The sequence below is a fragment of the Thauera sp. SWB20 genome, from assembly GCF_000831325.1.
Classification (GTDB): domain Bacteria; phylum Pseudomonadota; class Gammaproteobacteria; order Burkholderiales; family Rhodocyclaceae; genus Thauera; species Thauera aminoaromatica.
Map to the genome: position 1 here is coordinate 349,309 of NZ_JTDM01000019.1, position 19,937 is coordinate 369,245.

Genomic DNA, 19,937 nt, shown 5'->3' on the forward strand with positions numbered 1-19,937 from the left:
GCATGACCCAGACCACCACCGCCAGCGGGCTCGTCATCGATGAACTCGAGCTCGGCAGCGGCGATACCGCCGAGAAGGGCCGCATGGTGTCGGTGCATTACACCGGCTGGCTCACCGACGGGCGCAAGTTCGACTCGAGCAAGGATCGCAACGATCCCTTCGTCTTCCCGCTCGGCGCCGGCCACGTGATCCGCGGCTGGGACGAGGGCGTGCAGGGCATGCAGGTGGGCGGCAAGCGCAAGCTCACCATCCCGCCCGAGCTCGGCTACGGCGCGCGCGGCGCCGGCGGCGTGATCCCGCCCAACGCCACCCTGGTGTTCGAGGTCGAACTGCTCAAGGTGCTGTGATCCCTCGCGGGGGCGGGCGCCCCCGCCGCGAGGCGGCGCGGCCGCCTCGCCATCGACACCAGGAGAACCCGGCGTTTCGAGCCGGGCAAGGCAGGGAGACATGAAACTCGACCCGGCGCAGCGTCACATCCTGACCCTGCTGCAAAAGGACTCCACCCTCAGCACGCAGGCGCTCGCCGACAAGGTCGGCATGTCGCCGACGCCGTGTTGGCGGCGTGTGCGCGAGATGGAGGAGGCGGGCGTGATCCGCGGCTACGTCGCGCTGGTCGACCGCCACAAGGTGGGCCTGGGCACCTGCGTGTGGGTGCGCGTCAAGCTCAAGCAGCACAGCGCCGACGTGCTCGATCGCTTCGAGCGCGTGGTCAAGGCCTGCGAGCAGGTAGTGGAGTGCTACGAGCTGCTCGGCGAGACCGACTGCCTGCTCAAGCTCTACCTGCCGAACCTCGAGGCCTTGTCGGTGTTCATGCACGAATTCCTGCTCAAGATCCCCGAGATCGACGTCACCCATTCCGCGGTGGCCCTGCGCGAGATCAAGAACGAGACCGCCCTGCCGCTGTGAGGCGGGCAGGGCGGTCGCGGTGTCGGCACGATGCAGGCTTCGCGCCGCGCTTGCTGGAGCGCCGGATCGCGACTCGCGTCGCTCCTACGGGCGAGGCAGGATCGCGACTCGCGTCGCTCCTACGGGCAGGGCGGAATCGCGACTCGCGTCGCTCCTACGGGCGCGGCTGGACGCGCCGCGATTTTGTAGGAGCGACGCAAGTCGCGATCGGTGCGTCGGTTCCTACAGGTTGCTCCAGAACACGAACAGCACGCCCACCGGCGCGACGTAGCGCGACAGCAGGGTCCACAAGCCGAATGTGGCATCGCCAAGGCCCAGTTCCGCCTTCACGCCCTGCTGGTCCAGCTTCCACGCCGCGAACACGATTGCACCCAGGCCGGCGAGCGGCAGCATGAACTTGCTGGTCGCATAGTCGAGCAGGTCGAAGATGTTCATGCCGAGCAGCTTGACGTCGCTCCACACGTTGAAGGACAGCAGCGCGGCGATGCCCAGCGCCCAGATGGTGATGCCGGCGATCAGCGTGGCGGCGACGCGGCCGAGCGGGGTGCGCTCCTCGATCAGCTCCACCACCGGCTCGAGCAGCGAGATCGACGAGGTCAGCGCGGCGAAGGTCAGCAGCAGGAAGAACAGTGCGCCGATGACCAGGCCGCCGCCCATGTGGCCGAAGGCCAGCGGCAGGGTCACGAACACCAGGCCGGGGCCGGCCGCGGGGTCCAGGCCGTTGGCGAACACGATCGGGAAGATCGCCATGCCGGCGCACAGCGCGAACACCGTGTCCATGATCACCACGGTGCGCGCGGCGCGCAGCAGGTTCACCTCCTGCCCGAGGTAGGAGCCGTAGGCCATCATGATGCCCATGCCCAGCGACAGGGTGAAGAAGGCGTGGCCGAGCGCGGCGAGCAGCACCTTGCCGTCGAGCTTGCTCCAGTCCGGGTTGAAGAGGTAGGCGAGGCCCTGGCCGAAGCTGCCGGTGGTCATCGCGTAGCCGACCAGCACCAGCAGGATCACCCCGAGCGCCGGCATCATCAGCTTGGTGCCGCGCTCCAGGCCGGCGGACACGCCGAGCGCCACGACGACGACGGTGAGCAGCATGAAGATCGAGTGCCAGGTCAGCAGCTCGGCCGGGCGGGCGAGGAAGCCCTCGAAGGCGCCGCCGATCGCCGCCTTGTCCAGGCCGATGAAGGCGCCGGTGGCGGCGTCGCGCATGTAGGCCAGCGCCCAGCCGCCGATCACCGAGTAGAAGGACAGGATCAGGAAGGCGGCGAGCACGCCGATCGCGCCCACCACGGCCCAGTTGGTGCTGTGGCCGTTGTCGCGCGCGACCTGGGCCATGGTGTTGATCGGGTTCTTCTGCCCGCGCCGGCCGATCATCCACTCGGCGACCAGGATGGGCACGCCGATGAAGGCGATGCAGGCCAGGTAGACCAGCACGAAGGCGGCGCCGCCGCTCTGGCCGACCATGTAGGGAAACTTCCAGATGTTGCCGAGGCCGACGGCGGAGCCGGTGGCGGCGAGCACGAAGCCCATCCGCGACGACCATTGGCTGTGTGCGTGCTTGGCCATGTCAGCGTTCCCTGCGGAGAGTGGGTGCGACGGGGGCGTGCGGCCGCGCGGGGGCGGCGCCGCGGGTGGCGGCGTTCGGGTTCATGCAGGTCTCCTCGGATCGTTTCACGCTCGTGGCGTGTGGAGGGAAAAGGCGCGGATTCTAAACGTCCGAGGCCTGCCGCCCAAGCGGGGATGCCTGCGCCGCGACGTGTGCGGATCCGTGCCGACCCCTTTTGTGGTCGCCGGACGGTTGGGTCCGGATGGCGCGCATCGTACGGCTTGATGCGTGAAATAATTTTTCTTATATCGGCGTCCGCAGCCCCGATTGCGCAAAATCTTTTCCGCCGCTCGCCCTAGCATGTGCATCCACGAGCGCCGCAGGCCGAGCCGGCCGCGGTTGCGCACCGACCCACCCGCAGAGGAGACCACGCCGACCCGCCGGCAGCCCGCGCCAGACGCGCAGGCCTGCCGACCGGCGGCGGTTCACGCCACCATGTCGAACATCGCCCCCACCGTCAGCCTCGACGATAAATACACCCTCAAGACCGGCCGCGCCTGGATGACCGGCATCCAGGCCCTGGTACGCCTGCCGATGATGCAGAAGCTGCGCGACGAGGCCGCCGGCCTGAACACCGCCGGCTTCGTCACCGGCTACCGCGGCTCGCCGCTCGGCAGCGTCGACCAGGAGTTCTGGAAGGCGAAGCGCTTCCTCGAGCCGATGAACATCCGCTTCCAGCCCGGGCTCAACGAGGACCTCGCCGCGACCTCGGTGTGGGGCACGCAGCAGCTCGGCCTCGACCCCAACGCCAAGGTCGATGGCGTGTTCTCCATCTGGTACGGCAAGGGACCCGGCGTGGACCGAACCTGCGACGTCTTCCGCCACGCCAACGCCGCCGGCACCTCGCAGCATGGCGGCGTGCTGGTGATCGCCGGCGACGACCACGCCGCCAAGTCCTCGACCCTGCCGCACCAGACCGAGCACGTGTTCAAGGCGCTGATGATGCCGGTGCTCGCCCCCGCCGGCATCCAGGAATACCTGGAGTACGGCCTGCACGGTTTTGCGATGTCGCGCTACTCGGGCTGCTGGGTGGCGTTCAAGGCGCTGACCGACACGGTCGAGACCTCGTCCTCGGTCGACATCGATCCCTTCCGCGTGGACATCCGGATCCCGAGCGCGCAGGAGTTCCCGCTGCCGCTCGACGGCCTCAACCTGCGCTGGCCCGACCCCCCGCTGGTGCAGGAGGAGCGCCTGCTCCACCACAAGCTCTACGCCGCGCTCGCCTACGGCCGCAAGAACGGGCTGGACCGCATGGTCATCGACCCGCCGCAGGCGCGCCTGGGCATCCTCACCAGCGGCAAGAGCTACCTCGACGTGCGCCAGGCGCTCGACGACCTCGGCATCGACGAGACCACCGCCGCGGCGATCGGCCTGCGCCTGTACAAGGTCGGCATGGTGTGGCCGCTCGACGCCGAGGGCGTACGCCGCTTCGCCGACGGCCTCGACGAGATCCTCGTGATCGAGGAGAAGCGCCAGTTCCTCGAGTACCAGCTGAAGGAAGAGCTCTATAACTGGAAAGATGAGGTGCGCCCGCGCGTGATCGGCAAGTTCGACGAGAAGGGCGAGTGGAGCCTGCCGCACGCCGACTGGCTGCTGCCCGCCGCCGGCGAGCTCACCCCGGCGATGATCGCGCGCGCGATCGCCGGCCGCATCGCGCGCTTCCACACCTCGGACCGCATCAAGGCGCGGCTCGCCTTCATCGAGGCCAAGGAGGCCGCGCTCGCCAGGCCGCGGCTGTCCATCCAGCGCGTGCCGCACTACTGTTCCGGCTGCCCGCACAACACCTCGACCAAGGTGCCGCAGGGCTCGCGCGCGATCGCCGGCATCGGCTGCCACTACATGGCGACCTGGCTGTCGCCCGAGCACACGCAGACCTTCTGCCAGATGGGCGGGGAGGGCGTGCCCTGGATCGGCCAGGCGCCGTTCACCAACACCCCGCACGTGTTCGCCAACCTCGGCGACGGCACCTACATGCACTCGGGCATCCTCGCCATCCGCGCCGCGGTGGCGGCGAAGGTGAACATCACCTACAAGGTGCTCTACAACGACGCGGTGGCGATGACCGGCGGCCAGCCGCACGACGGCACGCTGTCGGTGCCGATCATCGCCCGCCAGCTGCTCGCCGAGGGCGTGGGCACGGTGGTGGTGGTCAACGACGGCACGCCGCGCGCCTACGGCCCGGCCGATCTGCCGCACGGCGTGGCGGTGCGCCACCGCGACGAGCTCGACGCCGTGCAGCGCGAGCTGCGCAGCGCGCCGGCCGTCACCGCGATCATCTACGACCAGACCTGCGCCGCCGAGAAGCGCCGCCGCCGCAAGCGCGGCAAGTTCCCCGATCCCGCCAAGCGCGTGGTGATCAACGACCTCGTGTGCGAGGGCTGCGGCGACTGCAGCGACAAGTCGAACTGCATGTCGGTGGGCGCGGTCGAGACCGAGTTCGGCCGCAAGCGCTTCATCGACCAGTCCTCGTGCAACAAGGACTATTCCTGCGTGAAGGGCTTCTGCCCGAGCTTCGTCACCGTCGAGGGCGGCAAGCTTCGGCGTGGCAAGGCGAGCGGCGCGAGCGCCCTCGGCGGCCGTCTCGCGGACGAGCTCCCCGAGCCGCAGCTGCCCGACACCGCCGCGCCCTGGGGCATCCTCATCACCGGTGTCGGCGGCACCGGCGTGGTGACCATCGGCGCCCTGCTCGGCATGGCCGCGCACCTGGAAGGCAAGGGCATCTCGGTGCTCGACATGGCGGGGCTGGCGCAGAAGGGCGGCGCGGTGTGGTCGCACGTGCGCATCGCCGACCGCCAGGAGCAGCTCCACGCCGCGCGCGTCGCCGCCGGCGAGGCCAACGCCGTGATCGGCTGCGACCTCGTGGTGGCGGCCAGCGACGAATCGCTCGCCAAGATGCAGCATGGGCTCACCCGCGTCCTCATCAATCGCGATCAGACCAACACCAGCGAGTTCGTGCGCGGCTTCGCCGCCCAGGCGCGCAGCGGCGACGTGCTCGCCAACCCCGACCCGCAGTTCCCGGCGGCGGCGATGGAGGCACAGATCGTCGACGCGGTCGGTGCGGACAAGGCCGAGTTTCTCGACGCCACCGCGCTCGCCACCGAGCTGCTCGGCGATTCGATCGCCACCAACCTGTTCATGCTCGGCTTCGCCTGGCAGCGCGGCCTGGTGCCGCTTTCGCGGCAGGCGATCGAGCGCGCGATCGAGATCAACGGCACCGCGATCGAGGCCAACAAGGCCGCCTTCCTGTGGGGCCGGCGCGCCGCGGTCGATCTGCGTGCGGTGCGTGAGGCCGCCAAGCCGCGCTTCGGCACGCCCGCGCACCACCGCCTGTCGACCAGCGTCGACGAGCTGATCGCGCGTCGCAAGACCCATCTGACCGACTACCAGGATGCCGCCTACGCCGAGCGCTACCTGCGCCTGGTCGAGCGCGTGCGGGTCGCGGAGGCGAAGGTCGCGCCCGGCATCACCCTGCTGACCGAGGCGGTGGCGCGCGGCTACCACAAGCTGCTCGCCTACAAGGACGAGTACGAGGTCGCGCGCCTGTATACGGACAGCGACTTTCTCGCGCGCGTCGAGGAGCAGTTCGAGGGCGACTACAAGCTCGTCTTCCACCTCGCGCCGCCGATGCTGGCCGACAAGGACCCAGCCAGCGGCGAGCTGAAGAAAAAGGCTTACGGTCCCTGGATGCTGAAGGCGATGCGTGTGCTGGCGAAGCTCCGCCACCTGCGCGGATCGAGGCTCGACCCCTTCGCCCGCAGCCACGACCGCAAGCTCGACCGCGAGCTGATCGCCGACTACGAGCGTGTGGTCGACGAGATCGTCGTCAACCTCGACCGCGCCAACCACGAGGCCGCGATCGAGCTGGCGGCCCTCCCCGAGCAGATCCGCGGCTACGGCCACGTGCGCGAGCGCTACCTCGCCGGCGCACGCAGGCGCCAGGCCGCACTGCTGGAGGACTTCCGCCACCGCCGCGCACCGGGCACGCCGCTCGCAACCAAGGCGCGCAAGACCATCGCGATCATCCCGGGCTGAGGCACGCCGCCGTAATCGCGACTTGCGTCGCTCCTACGAAGATCGCCGCGCTGGCGGAGGCGCTGTGGGAGCGACGCAAGTCGCGATCGACGATCGCGAAACGAGCGCGGTACAGACCGGCAGCGCCGTAATCGCGACTGGCGTCGCTCCTACGGAAAACCGGCGCGCTTCCGGAGGTGCCGGTGGGAGCGACGCAAGTCGCGATCGACGGCGAACCGAAACCCCTCTTCACCCCTGCCGCAGCGCCGGCGTCGCCACCCCTGGCGCCGAGACTGTGGAAATCATCCACGTTCCCACAAGGAAGGAGACACAGCATGGCCGTATTTTCCCTGAGCGACTTCGCCGACCACGAGCAGGTGGTCTTCGTCAGCGACGACAAGAGCGGACTGAAGGCGATCATCGCCGTCCACAATTCCAACCTCGGCCCCGCGCTCGGCGGCTGCCGCATGTGGCCCTATGCCAGCGAGGAGGAGGCGGTGCGCGACGTGCTGCGCCTGTCGCGCGGCATGACCTACAAGTCGGCGATGGCCAGGCTCAAGCTCGGTGGCGGCAAGTCGGTGATCATCGGCAACCCGCGTACCGACAAGACGCCCGCGCTGCTCGCCGCCTTCGCGCGCGCGCTCGAGCAGCTGAACGGCCGCTACATCGCCGCCGAGGACTCCGGCACCAGCGTTGCCGACATGAAGTACATGACGCAGTTCACCCGTCACGTCGCCGGCATCCACGACAAGCCTTCGGACGAGGGCACGCGCAGCGGCGACCCGTCGCCGGCCACCGCCTACGGCACCTTCGTCGGCATCCAGACGGCGGTGAAGGAGCGTCTCGGCCGCGACTCGCTCGAAGGCCTGCGCGTGGCCGTGCAGGGCGTGGGCAACGTCGGCTTCGATCTCGCCCGCCAGCTCGGGGAGGCGGGCGTGAAATTGTGGGTCACCGACATTCACCGCGAGCCGCTGGTGCAGGCGGGCAAGGAACTGGGTGCCACCGTGGTCGCGCCGGAGGAGATCTTCGGGCTCGACGTCGATGTGTTCGCGCCCTGCGCGCTCGGCGCCATCCTGAACGATTCGACCATCCCGCAGCTGAAGGCGAAGATCGTCGCCGGCGCCGCCAACAACCAGCTCGCCGAGCCCCGCCACGGCCTCGAGCTGATGAAGCGCGGCATCCTCTATGCGCCCGACTACGTCATCAACGCCGGCGGCATCATCGACGTGTATCACGAGCGCATCGGCTTCGAGCGCGCCGCACTGATCCGCCACATCGAGGGGATCCGCGACAACCTCATGGAAGTCTTCGAGCGCGCGCGCGAGGAGGACCGTCCCACCGCCGAGGTCGCCGACGCGATCGCCGAGGAGCGCTTCCGGCGCTGAGCCGCGGGCGTCGCGCGGGGCGGTTGCACGGCACGGCACGTCCACCATGCCCCGAGCGAAGGCACGATCGAACGCTCGGAGGCGTTCGGATCGCGCCCGGGCACGGCAAAGAACGCCTCCGGGCATTCGGCCATGCCCGAGGCTCGGTGCAGCCCCCAGCGGCCCGGCCGTGCGCGTCCCTGTGCTGCGCGCGCGAGGCATCGTCTTGCGCTTGCCGATGCGCCTGCATGCAGTGCGAATGCGAATGGCTCGCGCTGCCGTTCGCATCCATCCTTGCCTTTCGTATTTTCCCGCATATATTGACGTAAGAGTTCCGCCCGTCGTGATGGCGGCCGCCCAGGCAAGGCCTGGCGGCCCGGGTCCGTTCCCCAGGACCGCGCACCACGCCATGACGCCGACTCGGGACGGCGGACCTTCGTGCACGCATTCGCGGCGGTTTCACGCCCATAACGATAAAGGGGGGTCGGCAGTGAGACACCATTCATCCGGGGCGAGGCCCGGGACGCTCCCTCCCGGCCGTGCCCTGGTCGCGGCCTCGATGCTGGTGGCCGGCGTTCCTGCGGGCGCGCAGGACATGCGCCTGAACATGACGCGCGGCGCCACCGAGCTCAGCCGGCAGGTCTTCGACCTGCACATGACCATCTTCTACATCTGCGTCGCCATCGCGCTGGTCGTGTTCGGCCTGATGTTCTGGTCCATCGTGCGTCACCGCAAGGCCAGGGGGGCAGTGCCGGCGCAGTTCCATGGCAGCCTGAAGGTCGAGATCCTGTGGACCGCGATCCCGGTTCTGATCCTCGTGGCGATGGCGGTTCCGGCCACCCGCACGCTGATCGCGATGGAAGACACTTCCGCATCCGAGCTCACCGTGCTGGTGACCGGTTCGCAGTGGAAGTGGCACTACAAGTACCTCGACTACCCGATCGAGTTCTACTCGGTGCTCGCCACGCCGCGCGCGCAGATCGCCAACGCGGCGGACAAGACGCCGGACTACCTGAGGGCGGTGGACAAGCCGCTGGTGCTGCCCAGTGGCAAGAAGGTGCGCTTCCTGCTGACCGCCGACGACGTCATCCACTCGTGGTGGGTACCCGACTTCGCGATCAAGAAGGACGCGGTGCCCGGCTTCATCAACGAGACCTGGGCGCGCATCGACAAGCCCGGCTTGTACTACGGCAAGTGCGCCGAACTGTGCGGGCGCGACCACGGCTTCATGCCGGTGGCGGTCGAGGTGAAGACGCCCGCGGACTTCGAGGCCTGGGCGGCGCAGCAGGTGGCCGCCGCCGAGCAGGCCAAGGCCGAGGCCGAGAGCGCCGTACCGATGAGCATGGACGAACAGATGGCGCTCGGCCGGCAGGTCTATGAGCGGGCCTGTGTCGCCTGCCACCAGGCTGGCGGCGAGGGCCTGCCCGGCGTGTTCCCGGCATTGAAGGGCAGCGCGATCGCCACCGGCGAGCCGGCGGCCCACCTCCACATCGTGCTGTTCGGCAAGACCGGCACCGCGATGCAGGCTTTCGGCAAGCAGCTCGGTGTCAAGGAGCTGGCCGCGGTCATCACGTACGAGCGCAACGCCTGGGGCAACGCCAAGGGCGACCAGGTGCAGCCGGCCGACATCGCGGCCGCGATCGCGAAGGGGGAGTGAGTCATGAGCACCCAGGTCACCGGCACCCTCGATGCACACGGCGCTGCAGGGCGTCCGCGCGACCACGACCACAAGCCGCGCGGCCTCGCGCGCTGGCTGTTCAGCACCAACCACAAGGACATCGGCACGCTCTACCTGCTGTTCTCGCTCGCCATGCTGTTTACCGGCGGCAGCCTGGCGATGGTGATCCGCGCCGAGCTCTTCCAGCCCGGGCTGCAGTTCGTCGATCCGCACTTCTTCAACCAGATGACGACGGTGCACGGCCTGGTGATGGTGTTCGGCGCGGTGATGCCGGCCTTCGTCGGCCTGGCGAACTGGATGATCCCGCTGATGATCGGCGCTCCCGACATGGCGCTGCCGCGGATCAACAACTGGAGCTTCTGGATCCTGCCGTGCGCGTTCGCGATCCTGCTGTCCACGCTGTTCATGGAAGGCGGCGCGCCGGCCGCCGGATGGACCTTCTACGCGCCGCTGTCGACCAAGTACAGCGGAGATTCGACCGCCTTCTTCGTGCTCGCGGTGCACCTGATGGGGGTGTCCTCGATCATGGGGGCGATCAACGTCATCGTCACCATCTGGAACCTGCGCGCGCCGGGCATGGGCTGGATGAAGCTGCCGCTGTTCGTGTGGACCTGGCTGATCACCGCCTTCCTGCTCATCGCGGTGATGCCGGTGCTGGCCGGCGTGGTCACCATGGTGCTGACCGACAAGTACTTCGGCACCAGCTTCTTCGACGCCGCGGGCGGCGGCGACCCGGTGATGTTCCAGCACATCTTCTGGTTCTTCGGCCATCCGGAGGTGTACATCATGATCCTCCCGGCCTTCGGCATCGTCTCCACCATCATCCCCACCTTCGCGCGCAAGCCGCTGTTCGGCTACGAGTCGATGGTGATCGCCACTGCCAGCATCGCCTTCCTGTCCTTCATCGTGTGGGGTCACCACATGTTCACCACCGGCATGCCGGTGGTCGCCGAGCTGTTCTTCATGTATGCCACCATGCTGATCGCCGTGCCCACCGGAGTGAAGGTGTTCAACTGGGTGGCGACGATGTGGCGCGGCTCGATGACTTTCGAGGTGCCGATGATGTTCTCGCTCGCCTTCATCGTGCTGTTCACCATCGGCGGCTTCTCCGGGCTGATGCTGGCCATCATCCCCGCCGACTTCCAGTACCAGGACACCTACTTCGTCGTCGCCCACTTCCACTACGTGCTGGTGACCGGCGCGGTGTTCGGCATCATCGCCGCGGTGTACTACTGGATCCCGAAGTGGACCGGCGTGATGTACGACGAGCGCCTCGCCCAGGTGCACTTCTGGTGCTCGCTGGTGTCGGTGAACATGCTGTTCTTCCCGATGCACTTCGTCGGTCTCGCCGGCATGCCGCGGCGCATTCCCGACTACGCGCTGCAGTTCGCCGACCTCAACGCCTTCATGAGCATCGGCGGCTTCCTGTTCGGCCTGTCGCAGCTGCTCTTCCTGTGGGGCGTGGTGCGCTGCATGCGCGGCATCGGCGACAAGGCCACCGATCGCGTGTGGGAGGGCGCACAGGGGCTGGAGTGGGAGGTGCCGTCGCCCGCGCCTTACCACACCTTCGACACTCCGCCGGTGGTCAAGTGAGCGCACGGCGGCACAGGGAGGACGCGAGATGTCTGCCCACCGTAGTTTGATCAACAAGCTGCTGCTGGCCTGTGCGGCGATGTTCGCCTTCGGCTTCGCGCTCGTGCCGCTGTACGACGTGTTCTGCGACATCACCGGCATCAACGGCAAGACCGACAAGGTGGCGGCGGCGGCCCCGGACCGCGTCGACCGCGGGCGCGAGGTCAGCGTCGAGTTCCTCGCCACCCACGACCCCGCGGTGGCGGTGGACTTCGCGCCCGAGACCGCGCGCCTGCGGCTCAACCCGGGGGAGCTGCAGCTCGTGTCCTTCGTGGTCGAGAACCGCAGCGACCAGCCGATCGTGACCACCGCAGTACCCTCGGTGTCGCCCGGCGAGGCCGCACGCCACTTCATGAAGATCGAATGCTTCTGCTTCCAGGAGCAGCCGCTGGCGCCGGGCGAGCGCAAGCTCATGCCGGTGCAGTTCTACGTCGATCCGGAACTGCCCGAGCGTTTCAAGAACCTGACGCTGTCGTATCGCCTGTATCGCAGCGTCGGCCAGCGCGCGAGCCGCTGACGCGGCGCGGCCCGGGCGCGCGCGACCGCAGCAAGGGAGAAGCACCATGGCGACGACCACGCAGCAGAAGTACTACGTCCCGCACGACAGCGCCTGGCCGATCGTCGGGGCGCTCGCCCTGCTGCTGATCGGCTACGGCGCGGCGACCTGGATCAGCCAGCTCGACCAGCCCGAGGCGCGTAGCGGCCCCTGGGTGTTCGGCGCTGGCTTCGCGCTGCTGGTGGTGACGCTGTTCGGCTGGTTCGGCAAGGTCATCGACGAATCGCAGCGCGGGCTCTACAGCGCGCAGCTCGAGCGTTCCTTCCGCCAGTGCATGAGCTGGTTCATCTTCTCCGAGGTCATGTTCTTCCTCGCCTTCTTCGGCGCGCTGTTCTATGCGCGCGTGGTGGCGGTGCCGTGGCTGGACGGCGCCGGCGACAACGCGATGACCGCCGCGATCCTGTGGCCGAATTTCGAGGCCGCCTGGCCGCTGCTCCAGACCCCCGGCGGCACCGCGACCCAGGCCATGCCATGGACCGGCATTCCGCTGCTCAACACCCTGATCCTGCTCGCCTCGTCGGTGACGCTGCAGGTGGCGCACGTGGCGATCGAGCAGGGCAAGCGCCTGCGCCTGAAGCTCTTCCTGTCGATCACCGTGCTGCTCGGCGTGGTGTTCCTGTTCCTGCAGGGCTACGAGTACATGCACGCCTATCGGGATCTCGGCCTGCGCCTGGATTCGGGCGTGTATGGCAACACCTTCTACCTGCTCACCGGCTTCCACGGCCTGCACGTGACCATCGGCGCGCTGATCCTGCTCGTGATGCTGCTGCGCATCGTGATCAAGGACCACTTCACCGCCCAGCGCCACTTCGGTTTTCAGGCCGCGGCGTGGTACTGGCATTTCGTGGATGTGGTGTGGCTCAACCTCTTCGTCTTCGTCTATGTGCTGTGAGGCCCGGCCATGCGGACTCAGTACGGACGTGCATGCGGCGTGATCACCCCGGTGGCGAGCAGCACCAGCAGCAGCCCCAGTACCGCCGCCGAGAACGCCAGCCGGCGGCCGAGGAACTTCGACATCGGCGGGGCGCTGCCGTCGCCCTTCAGCATCACGTACAGCGCCTGGAACAGGCTGACGACGACCAGCACGAGCAGCACGACGATGACGAGCTTGAAGGCCATGGGTGAGCTCCGGCGGAGGACCGATGAAGATTAGCGCGTTCGGCCACGCCTGGGTGCTGCGCTGGCGATGGATGCTCGCGGTGCTCGCCATCGCCGCGCTGCCGGCAGGCCTGTCGGCGTGGCAATGGCAGCGCGGCGAGGACAAGGCCGCCACGCTGGCGCGGATCGCGCGGTGGGCGAGCGAGGGCGCGGTGGGCCTGGACGGTCTCGGTGCGCGTACCGATGCGGCACAGATCGACGGCATGGTGCTCGACTTCGAGGCGCGCTGGATCGCGCCGATGGTGTGGCTGGTGGATAACCGCGTCGTCGACCGCAGGCCGGGTTACGACGTGGTGATCGCGGTCGAGGACATCGGCGCGGCCCGCGTCGCCGGCAGCCGCAACGCCCCGGCGCGGGCGGCGCTGGTGAATCTCGGCTGGATCGCGGCCGAGGGCGGACGCGAGGTGCTGCCGACGCCGGTCATCCCGTCGCAGTTGCGCGTGCACGGTCTCTTGCGCACCGAGCTTGGCGGCCTGCTGCTCGGCACCAACCTAGAGGACCACGGGCATTGGCCGATGCGCATCCAGCGCGCGGACCCGGCGCAACTCGCGGTCTGGCTGGCGGTGCCTCTGGCGCCGGGGCTGATCTACCAGCAGCAGGCCTCGCCCTTCCATATCCATTACCGGCCGGTGGTGCTGCCGCCCGCGCGCCACCGCGCCTACGCGCTGCAATGGGGCCTGCTCGCACTCGCGGTGGTCGCCGTCGCGCTGGCTGCGAGCGCACGCCGGGTGCCGGCCGTTTCAGGGGAGATCGCGCATGAGCAGCCGTAAGTTCTTCAGCCTCTTCGTGCTCTGTGCGCTGGTCCCGCTGGCGGCGGCGTGGGCGAGCCTGCGCTGGGGCTGGTTTTCCGCCGCGCCGACCGTCAATCACGGCGAGTGGCTGACGCAGGAGCTGCGGCTGCTGCCGGCGCCGGAACGTGGCGGCGGGCGCTGGCATCTGGTCTACGTGCCGGCGGCGGAGGGCGAGCCGGCGTGCGCGGAGGAGGGCGGGGCGGGCACTCCCGCGTCCCGCTGCGCGCAGGCACTGCGGATCCTGCAGCAGCTTCACGCCGGCCTCGGCCGCAAGCAGGCGCGGGTGCAGGCGCTGGTGCTGGCGGTGGAGAGCCCGGTCGTGCGCGCGCGCTTTCCGCACGTCGAATGGCAGGCCGCGCAGGTCGGCGATGTCGAGGTCCAGGGGCGGATCGTGCTGGTCGATCCGCGCGGCCTCGCCCTGCTGCGCTACGCGGTCGAGCCCGGCCCGCAGCAGGCGCAGCGGGTGGCGGGCGACATCCGCAGCGACCTGCTGCGCCTGATGAACTACGAGCGCAGCGGTGTGTGAGGAGAGGGCGATGACGCGCGTGCGCTGGCTGGTGGATGCAACCCTGGTGCTCGCCCTGGCGGTGATCGCGCTCGGCGCCTACACCCGGCTCACCGACGCCGGGCTGGGCTGCCCCGACTGGCCGGGTTGCTACGGACGGCTGACGCCGCCGGTGCATGACGAGCACATCGCGGCGGCGCAGGCGCGCTTCCCCGCTGCGCAGGTCGATCCCTTCAAGGCGCGCAACGAGATGGTGCACCGCTACCTCGCCGGCCTGCTCGGGCTGTGCGTGCTGGCGATCTTCGCGGTCTCGCGCCGCCTGCCGCGCGGGCGCGGGTTGGCCGCGGCGCTGCTGGCGCTGGTGGTGTTGCAGGCCGCGCTCGGCATGTGGACGGTGACGCTGAGCCTGATGCCGGTGGTGGTGGTGGCGCACCTCTTCGGCGGCTTCGCGCTGCTGTCGATGCTGGCGCTGCTGCGCGTCGAGCTCGGCCACGACCGCCCCGAGCCTGCCCGGCCCGCCGAGCCCGGGCTTGTCCGGCTGCTGCCGCTGGCCTGGCTCGCCGTCGTCGTGCTGCTGGCGCAGATCGCGCTCGGCGGCTGGACCTCGGCCAACTACGCAGCGGCGGTGTGCCATCAACTGCCTTTGTGCGAAAGCGGCTGGAGCGCGCGGTTCTCGCTGCGCGCCGCCTTCGGTTTGCCGCTGGGACACGAGACCTACGAGTTCGGCGTGCTGCCCTACGAGGCCCGGATGAGCATCCACGTGCTCCACCGCATCGGTGCACTGGTGGCCACCGCCGTGCTCGCCAGCCTGGTGCTGCTGTGCCGGCGTCGGGCGGCGAGCGTGCGCCTGCGCCGGCTCGCGGCGGCGGTCGGCGCCTTGCTGGTGCTGCAGGTGACGCTCGGCCTGGTCAACGTCGTCGGCCAGGTACCGCTCTTCAATGCGGTCGCCCACAACCTGACCGCGGCCTGCCTGCTGGCCGCCCTGGTGCTGCTGGTGCGGCAGATCCGGGTGAACGCGGCTCGAGGGGCGGGTGCCCGAGGACGGGCGTGGGCGGGACCTTCGCACGGGGGAGCGCTCGAGGGCCCGCTAAGGGCCCGCTGAGGGCTCGATGAGGGCTCGCGAGCGGCTTGCCGGAGAGTGGCGCGCGATCTCGGGCGGCAAGGCCCGACGGAGAGAGGCAGGGGAGGCGGACATGGACGGCTACAAGCGAATTCCGACGGCGGCAGGCAGCCTGGGCGAGGCGCTCGCGCTCGGTCGCGCGTTCTGGCAGCTCACCAAGCCGCGCGTGGTGGCGCTGCTGGTGCTGACCGCCTGGGTGGGCATGATGCTCGCCACCACCGGGCTGCCCGACTTCGCGCGCATGCTGGTGGCGAGCCTGGGCATCGCCATGGTGTCAGGCGCGGCGGCGGCCTTCAATCACGTGCTCGACCACAAGATCGACGCCCGCATGGCGCGTACCCGGCTGCGTCCGCTGCCCAGCGGGCGCCTGAGCGGCGCGCAGGCGCTGGGCTTCGCGTGCGCGCTCGCCGCGGCGGGCTTCGTGCTGCTGCTGGTGGAGGTCAATGCGCTCACCGCGTGGCTGACGCTGGCCGGGCTGTTCGGCTACGCGGTCGTCTACACCGTGTTCCTCAAGCGCGCCACCCCCCAGAACATCGTCATCGGCGGGGTCGCGGGCGCGCTGCCGCCGGTGCTGGGATGGACGGCGATGACGGGCACGGTCGGCGCCGAGGCCTGGCTGCTGATGATGATCGTCTTCACGTGGACCCCGCCACACTTCTGGGCGCTGGCCATCCACCGCGTCGAAGACTACCGCCGCGCCGGCCTGCCGATGCTGCCGGTCACCCATGGCATCGAGTTCACCCGCACGCTGGTGCTGCTCTACACCGTGCTGCTGCTTGCAGTGTGCCTGCTGCCGTATCTGGTGGGGATGAGCGGGCCGTTCTACCTGGCGGGCAGCCTGGCCCTGAACCTGCGGTTCCTGCACCACGCCTGGCGGCTCAAGTTCGCTCCGCGCGCCGACACGGCGATCCGCACCTTCCGCTTCTCGATCACCCACCTGATGATGCTGTTCCTCGTGCTGCTGGCGGACCACTATCTGTGATCGAGGATCAGCCCGCTTCGGCGACCAGCTGCAGGATCGCCGCCCCGTAGTGCTCCAGCTTGCGATCGCCCACGCCGCTGATGCCGGCCAGCTCCGCCAGCGTGTGCGGACGGGCGATGGCGATCTCGCGCAGCGTCGCGTCCTGGAAGACCACGTAGGCCGGCACGTTGCGCTCCTTGGCGGTGGCGAAGCGCCAGGCGCGCAGGCGGTCGAAGAGCGTGGTGGGGATGCCGTCGGGGATATCCAGGCTTGCGCCGCTGCGCCGCCGGGCGCGGCTGCGGCTGCGCTCGGGCTCCAGGCGCAGGTGGAACTCGGCCTCGCCGCGCAGCAGCGGGCGGGCCGCGTCGGTGAGGCGCAGCGCGTTGTAGCGCTCGTGGTCCACCGCGACCAACTCGCGCGCGACGAGCTGGCGGAACACCGTGCGCCAGCGCTTCTCGTCGAGCTCGCTGCCGATGCCGAAGGTGGTGATGTCCTGGTGGCGGCGCTCGACCACCTTTTCGGTGAGCTCGCCGCGCAGCACGTCGATCAGGTGGCCGGCGCCGTAGCGCTGGCCGGTGCGGAATACGCAGCTCAAGGCCTTGCGCGCCGCCTCGGTGGCGTCCCACGTCTGCGGCGGGTGCAGGCAGTTGTCGCAGTTGCCGCAGGGGGTCGATTGTTCACCGAAGTAGGCAAGGAGGTGCTGGCGGCGGCAGTCGGTGGCCTCGACCAGGCCGACCAGCACGTCGAGCCGGTTGCGCGCGAGGCGCTTGAACTCCTCGTTCGCCTCCGACTCGTCGATCATGCGGCGCTGCTGCACCACGTCCTGCGCGCCCCAGGCCATCCAGGCCTGCGCCGGCAGGCCGTCGCGCCCCGCGCGGCCGGTCTCCTGGTAATAGCCCTCGATCGAGCGCGGCAGGTCCAGATGGGCGACGAAGCGCACGTCGGGCTTGTCGATGCCCATGCCGAAGGCGATCGTCGCCACCATGATCAGCCCGTCCTCGCGCAGGAAGCGGCTCTGGTGCTCGGCGCGGATCTCCTGCGTCATGCCGGCGTGGTAGGGCAGGGCGGCGAGGCCCTGCTCCTGCAGCCAGGCGGCGGTCTCCTCGACCTTGCGCCGCGACAGGCAATACACGATGCCGGCCTGGCCGGGACATTCCTCGCGGATGAAGTCGAGCAGCTGGCGGCGCGGGTCGTTCTTCTCGACGATGGTGTAGCGGATGTTGGGGCGGTCGAAGCTGGAGACGAAGCGGCGCGCCGCCTGCAGGTTGAGGCGCTCGGCGATCTCCTCGCGGGTCTGGCGGTCGGCGGTGGCGGTGAGCGCGATGCGCGGGATGGCCGGGTAGCGCTCGGGCAGGATGGAGAGCTGCAGGTACTCGGGGCGGAAGTCGTGGCCCCACTGCGACACGCAGTGCGCCTCGTCGATCGCGAACAGCGAGAGCCGACCGGTGTCACGCAGGTGGTCGAGCTGGTCGAGGAAGCGCGGTGTCATCAGGCGCTCGGGGGCGACGTAGAGCAGCTCGAGCTCGCCGTCCCAGAGCGCGCGCTCCACCGCGCGCGCGCGCTCCATGTCCAGGCTGGAGTTGAGGAAGGCGGCGCGCACGCCGGCCTCGACCAGCGCGCTCACCTGGTCCTGCATCAGCGCGATCAACGGCGACACCACGATCGCGGTGCCGTGGCGCAGCAGCGCCGGGATCTGGTAGCACAGCGACTTGCCGCCACCGGTCGGCATCAGCACCAGCGCGTCGCCGCCGCCAGCCACGTGCTCGACGATTTCCCCCTGCTCGCCGCGGAAGGCGGGGTAGCCGAAGACGTGCTCGAGCACGCGATGCGCGGCGTCGCCGAGGGGAACGTCGCGCTGGTCGAACGTGGTCGGGGGGGGCGTGCGTGGTTCGCCGGGCAGGCGGGGGAAGTCGGTGGGCATGGCGCGCATTTTACCGCGCCGGGTCTCGTCCGATGACACGGACCGGTGGCAGCCGGGCGTCTGCGACGCCCGGGCCCGCATCCGTCATTCCTCGAGGACGACCTTCTTGTATTCCTTGAGGGCCTTGGTCCACCAATTGAAGGAGTCCTCGATGTTCTTGGCGCTGACGCCGTAGTCGAGGTTCACCTCCATCTCCAGGTTCGGATCACCGTCCTTGTCGAGGTAAGCCTTGCCGAAGCGCTTGGTCCGGTTCCAGTCGTTGATCTTCTCCAGCGAGACCTTGGGGCCGCTCCAGCTGGCGGAGAACTGGATGTCGTCGCAGTCGGCGCCCTTCACGCAGCCGTAGAAATAAATGCCGTATTTCGTGCCCTCGATCCGTCCGGTGATGCGCGGATCCCCCTGGCTGTCCTTGTCGAGCTCGGCGGAGCCGAATCCTCGGGCGATCTCGTAGAGGCGTTCGGGCTTGGTCGCGTCGATCAGCGCGTCGGCGAACGCGGGACCGGCTGCTGCGCTCAGCAGGGCGCAAAAAAACAGACTTCCCTTCGAAAGTCCCTTCATGGAATCACTCCTGTTGTGGAAACACGGGCGGTGGCGCATCCGGCAGAAGCGCGCGCCCTGACGGACGCGCGCGAGCGCAAGAATATGCTTGCGAGATTCTACGGGGCGGCTTGGCGCGGATGCCGTGAAGTTTTACCGCACATGAACCCGGAATAGGCCCGTCGTCAGCGGGCGCGCGCACGGTCGCAGGGCGCGTGCGGCGCTCAGGCGCTCGCCTTGCGCCATTCCTGCAGCGCCGCCAGCGTGTCCGCCAGGTCGCCTACCACACGGATGCCCGGCAGGCGCTTCTGCTTGTCGCGGACCGCGCCGCCGCCGGCCCAGATCCCGATTTCCTCCGGCAGCAGCGCGCGCAGCTCGAGCAAGCCGTCGATCGCCTGGCGTGCCGGATAGGCGATGCTGAAGGACAGCCCGACGATGTCGAAACCGCCACCCACCGCCGCGCTGCGGATGTCCGCGAGCGGCGTGCGCGTGCCGAGCGACAGGCAGCTCGCGCCCTCCGGCACCAGCATCGCCTCCGCCATCAGCAGGCCGAGCACGTGCTCCTCCTCGGGGAAGGTCGTCAGCAGCACGCGCGGTCGGCCTTCGCTCGCGGCATGCGCGCCGATCGCGCTGCGCAGCAGGTTCTGCACCTGCTCGGTGAACAGATGTTCCTCGGGAACATCCACCTCGCCGCGCATCCACGCCTCGCCCACCGCCGCCGCCAGCGGCGCCACCGTCTCGGCGACGAAGCGCTGCAGCCCCTGCTTCATCAGCGCCTGGCGCAGTGCAGCGGCGAGCTCCACGCTGCGATGCAGGCGCACGAGCTGCAGCAGACCGTCGTCGCGACCGGCAGGCGTGCCGCCCTCCGGGCACAGGCAGGAATCGAGCATCGAAGACAGCTCCTCGACGCTTGCGCCCACGATCCGGGCCGGTCGACGGCCGTGGTCGAGCAGGCGGCGGATCATGCGCAGCTTCTCCACCTGGTCGGACGGGTAGACACGCTCGCCGTTGGCGTCGCGCGTCGGCGCAGGGAAGCCGTAACGCCGCTCCCACACCCTCAGAGTGTCCTTCGCCAGGCCCGTGTCGCGTTCGACGGCAGCGATGCTGAAGGCGGTTTCAGACGGGTTCGGGGCGTTCATCGGCAGCAGCTTTCGGGAGATGGTCGTTAAGAGGATGGTAGGCGGGAGAGTTTAT

At 69.3% G+C, this 19,937-nt stretch carries 17 protein-coding genes; 12 read left to right on the forward strand and 5 right to left on the reverse strand.

Translation table 11 applies throughout. The features are described from left to right. Window positions 1-2: 2 nt before the first annotated feature. Both PO78_RS13485 and PO78_RS13490 read left to right on the forward strand, forming a co-directional pair. Window positions 3-347, forward strand: coding sequence for an FKBP-type peptidyl-prolyl cis-trans isomerase (locus PO78_RS13485; RefSeq protein WP_004307885.1), 345 nt, complete (start codon window positions 3-5; stop codon window positions 345-347). Window positions 348-447: 100 nt separating this feature from the next. Next, window positions 448-906, forward strand: coding sequence for an Lrp/AsnC family transcriptional regulator (locus tag PO78_RS13490; RefSeq protein ID WP_004307883.1), 459 nt, complete (start codon window positions 448-450; stop codon window positions 904-906). Window positions 907-1,128: 222 nt separating this feature from the next. Here PO78_RS13490 and PO78_RS13495 read toward each other — a convergent pair whose 3' ends face one another. Beyond that, window positions 1,129-2,469: a sodium-dependent transporter gene (locus tag PO78_RS13495; RefSeq protein ID WP_004307881.1), complete on the reverse strand. Its 1,341-nt coding sequence runs from the start codon at window positions 2,467-2,469 to the stop codon at window positions 1,129-1,131. Between the two features lie 475 nt (window positions 2,470-2,944). Here PO78_RS13495 and PO78_RS13500 point away from each other — a divergent pair, with 475 nt between their 5' ends. From PO78_RS13500 to PO78_RS13530, 6 genes are all read left to right on the forward strand, one after another. Beyond that, window positions 2,945-6,541, forward strand: a complete 3,597-nt coding sequence (locus PO78_RS13500) for an indolepyruvate ferredoxin oxidoreductase family protein (protein ID WP_043744360.1) — start codon at window positions 2,945-2,947, stop codon at window positions 6,539-6,541. Window positions 6,542-6,855: 314 nt separating this feature from the next. After that, window positions 6,856-7,905 (forward strand): Glu/Leu/Phe/Val dehydrogenase dimerization domain-containing protein, encoded by a 1,050-nt coding sequence (locus PO78_RS13510; protein WP_012584804.1) that lies wholly within the window; start codon window positions 6,856-6,858, stop codon window positions 7,903-7,905. 574 nt (window positions 7,906-8,479) lie between these two features. Beyond that, window positions 8,480-9,541, forward strand: coding sequence for a cytochrome c oxidase subunit II (coxB, locus tag PO78_RS13515; protein WP_082047782.1), 1,062 nt, complete (start codon window positions 8,480-8,482; stop codon window positions 9,539-9,541). Between the two features lie 3 nt (window positions 9,542-9,544). Next, window positions 9,545-11,155: a cytochrome c oxidase subunit I gene (gene ctaD / locus PO78_RS13520; protein WP_043744363.1), complete on the forward strand. Its 1,611-nt coding sequence runs from the start codon at window positions 9,545-9,547 to the stop codon at window positions 11,153-11,155. 28 nt (window positions 11,156-11,183) lie between these two features. Then, window positions 11,184-11,711, forward strand: coding sequence for a cytochrome c oxidase assembly protein (locus tag PO78_RS13525; protein WP_012584807.1), 528 nt, complete (start codon window positions 11,184-11,186; stop codon window positions 11,709-11,711). Window positions 11,712-11,757: 46 nt separating this feature from the next. After that, on the forward strand, window positions 11,758-12,642 hold the full coding sequence (locus tag PO78_RS13530; protein ID WP_043744365.1) for a cytochrome c oxidase subunit 3: 885 nt from the start codon (window positions 11,758-11,760) through the stop codon (window positions 12,640-12,642). 17 nt (window positions 12,643-12,659) lie between these two features. Here the strand turns inward: PO78_RS13530 and PO78_RS13535 are convergent, their stop codons facing one another. Beyond that, on the reverse strand, window positions 12,660-12,869 hold the full coding sequence (locus tag PO78_RS13535; RefSeq protein WP_004307868.1) for a DUF2909 domain-containing protein: 210 nt from the start codon (window positions 12,867-12,869) through the stop codon (window positions 12,660-12,662). 23 nt (window positions 12,870-12,892) lie between these two features. Here PO78_RS13535 and PO78_RS13540 point away from each other — a divergent pair, with 23 nt between their 5' ends. The 4 genes from PO78_RS13540 (at window position 12,893) to cyoE (ending at window position 16,306) form a co-directional block, all read left to right on the forward strand. Next, window positions 12,893-13,678 carry an SURF1 family protein gene (locus PO78_RS13540; protein WP_004307865.1) on the forward strand — a complete coding sequence of 262 codons (786 nt, stop codon included), beginning with the start codon at window positions 12,893-12,895 and terminating at the stop codon, window positions 13,676-13,678. Beyond that, window positions 13,665-14,225: a hypothetical protein gene (locus PO78_RS13545; protein WP_004307863.1), complete on the forward strand. Its 561-nt coding sequence runs from the start codon at window positions 13,665-13,667 to the stop codon at window positions 14,223-14,225. The genes PO78_RS13540 and PO78_RS13545 overlap by 14 nt, the downstream gene beginning before the upstream one ends. 10 nt (window positions 14,226-14,235) lie before the next feature. Continuing rightward, window positions 14,236-15,306: a COX15/CtaA family protein gene (locus PO78_RS13550; RefSeq protein ID WP_004307862.1), complete on the forward strand. Its 1,071-nt coding sequence runs from the start codon at window positions 14,236-14,238 to the stop codon at window positions 15,304-15,306. A 91-nt stretch (window positions 15,307-15,397) separates the two neighbouring features. Then, window positions 15,398-16,306, forward strand: a complete 909-nt coding sequence (gene cyoE, locus PO78_RS13555) for a heme o synthase (RefSeq protein ID WP_004307860.1) — start codon at window positions 15,398-15,400, stop codon at window positions 16,304-16,306. A gap of 7 nt (window positions 16,307-16,313) precedes the next feature. Here the strand turns inward: cyoE and recQ are convergent, their stop codons facing one another. The 3 genes from recQ to PO78_RS13570 form a co-directional block, all read right to left on the reverse strand. Then, entirely contained in the window at window positions 16,314-18,206 is a 1,893-nt protein-coding gene (recQ, locus tag PO78_RS13560; RefSeq protein ID WP_370695902.1) for a DNA helicase RecQ, read from the reverse strand. 84 nt (window positions 18,207-18,290) lie between these two features. Then, window positions 18,291-18,764 carry a YbjN domain-containing protein gene (locus PO78_RS13565; protein ID WP_004307858.1) on the reverse strand — a complete coding sequence of 158 codons (474 nt, stop codon included), beginning with the start codon at window positions 18,762-18,764 and terminating at the stop codon, window positions 18,291-18,293. Window positions 18,765-18,967: 203 nt separating this feature from the next. Further along, window positions 18,968-19,882, reverse strand: coding sequence for a MerR family transcriptional regulator (locus tag PO78_RS13570; RefSeq protein ID WP_004307857.1), 915 nt, complete (start codon window positions 19,880-19,882; stop codon window positions 18,968-18,970). Between the last annotated feature and the right edge of the window lie 55 nt (window positions 19,883-19,937).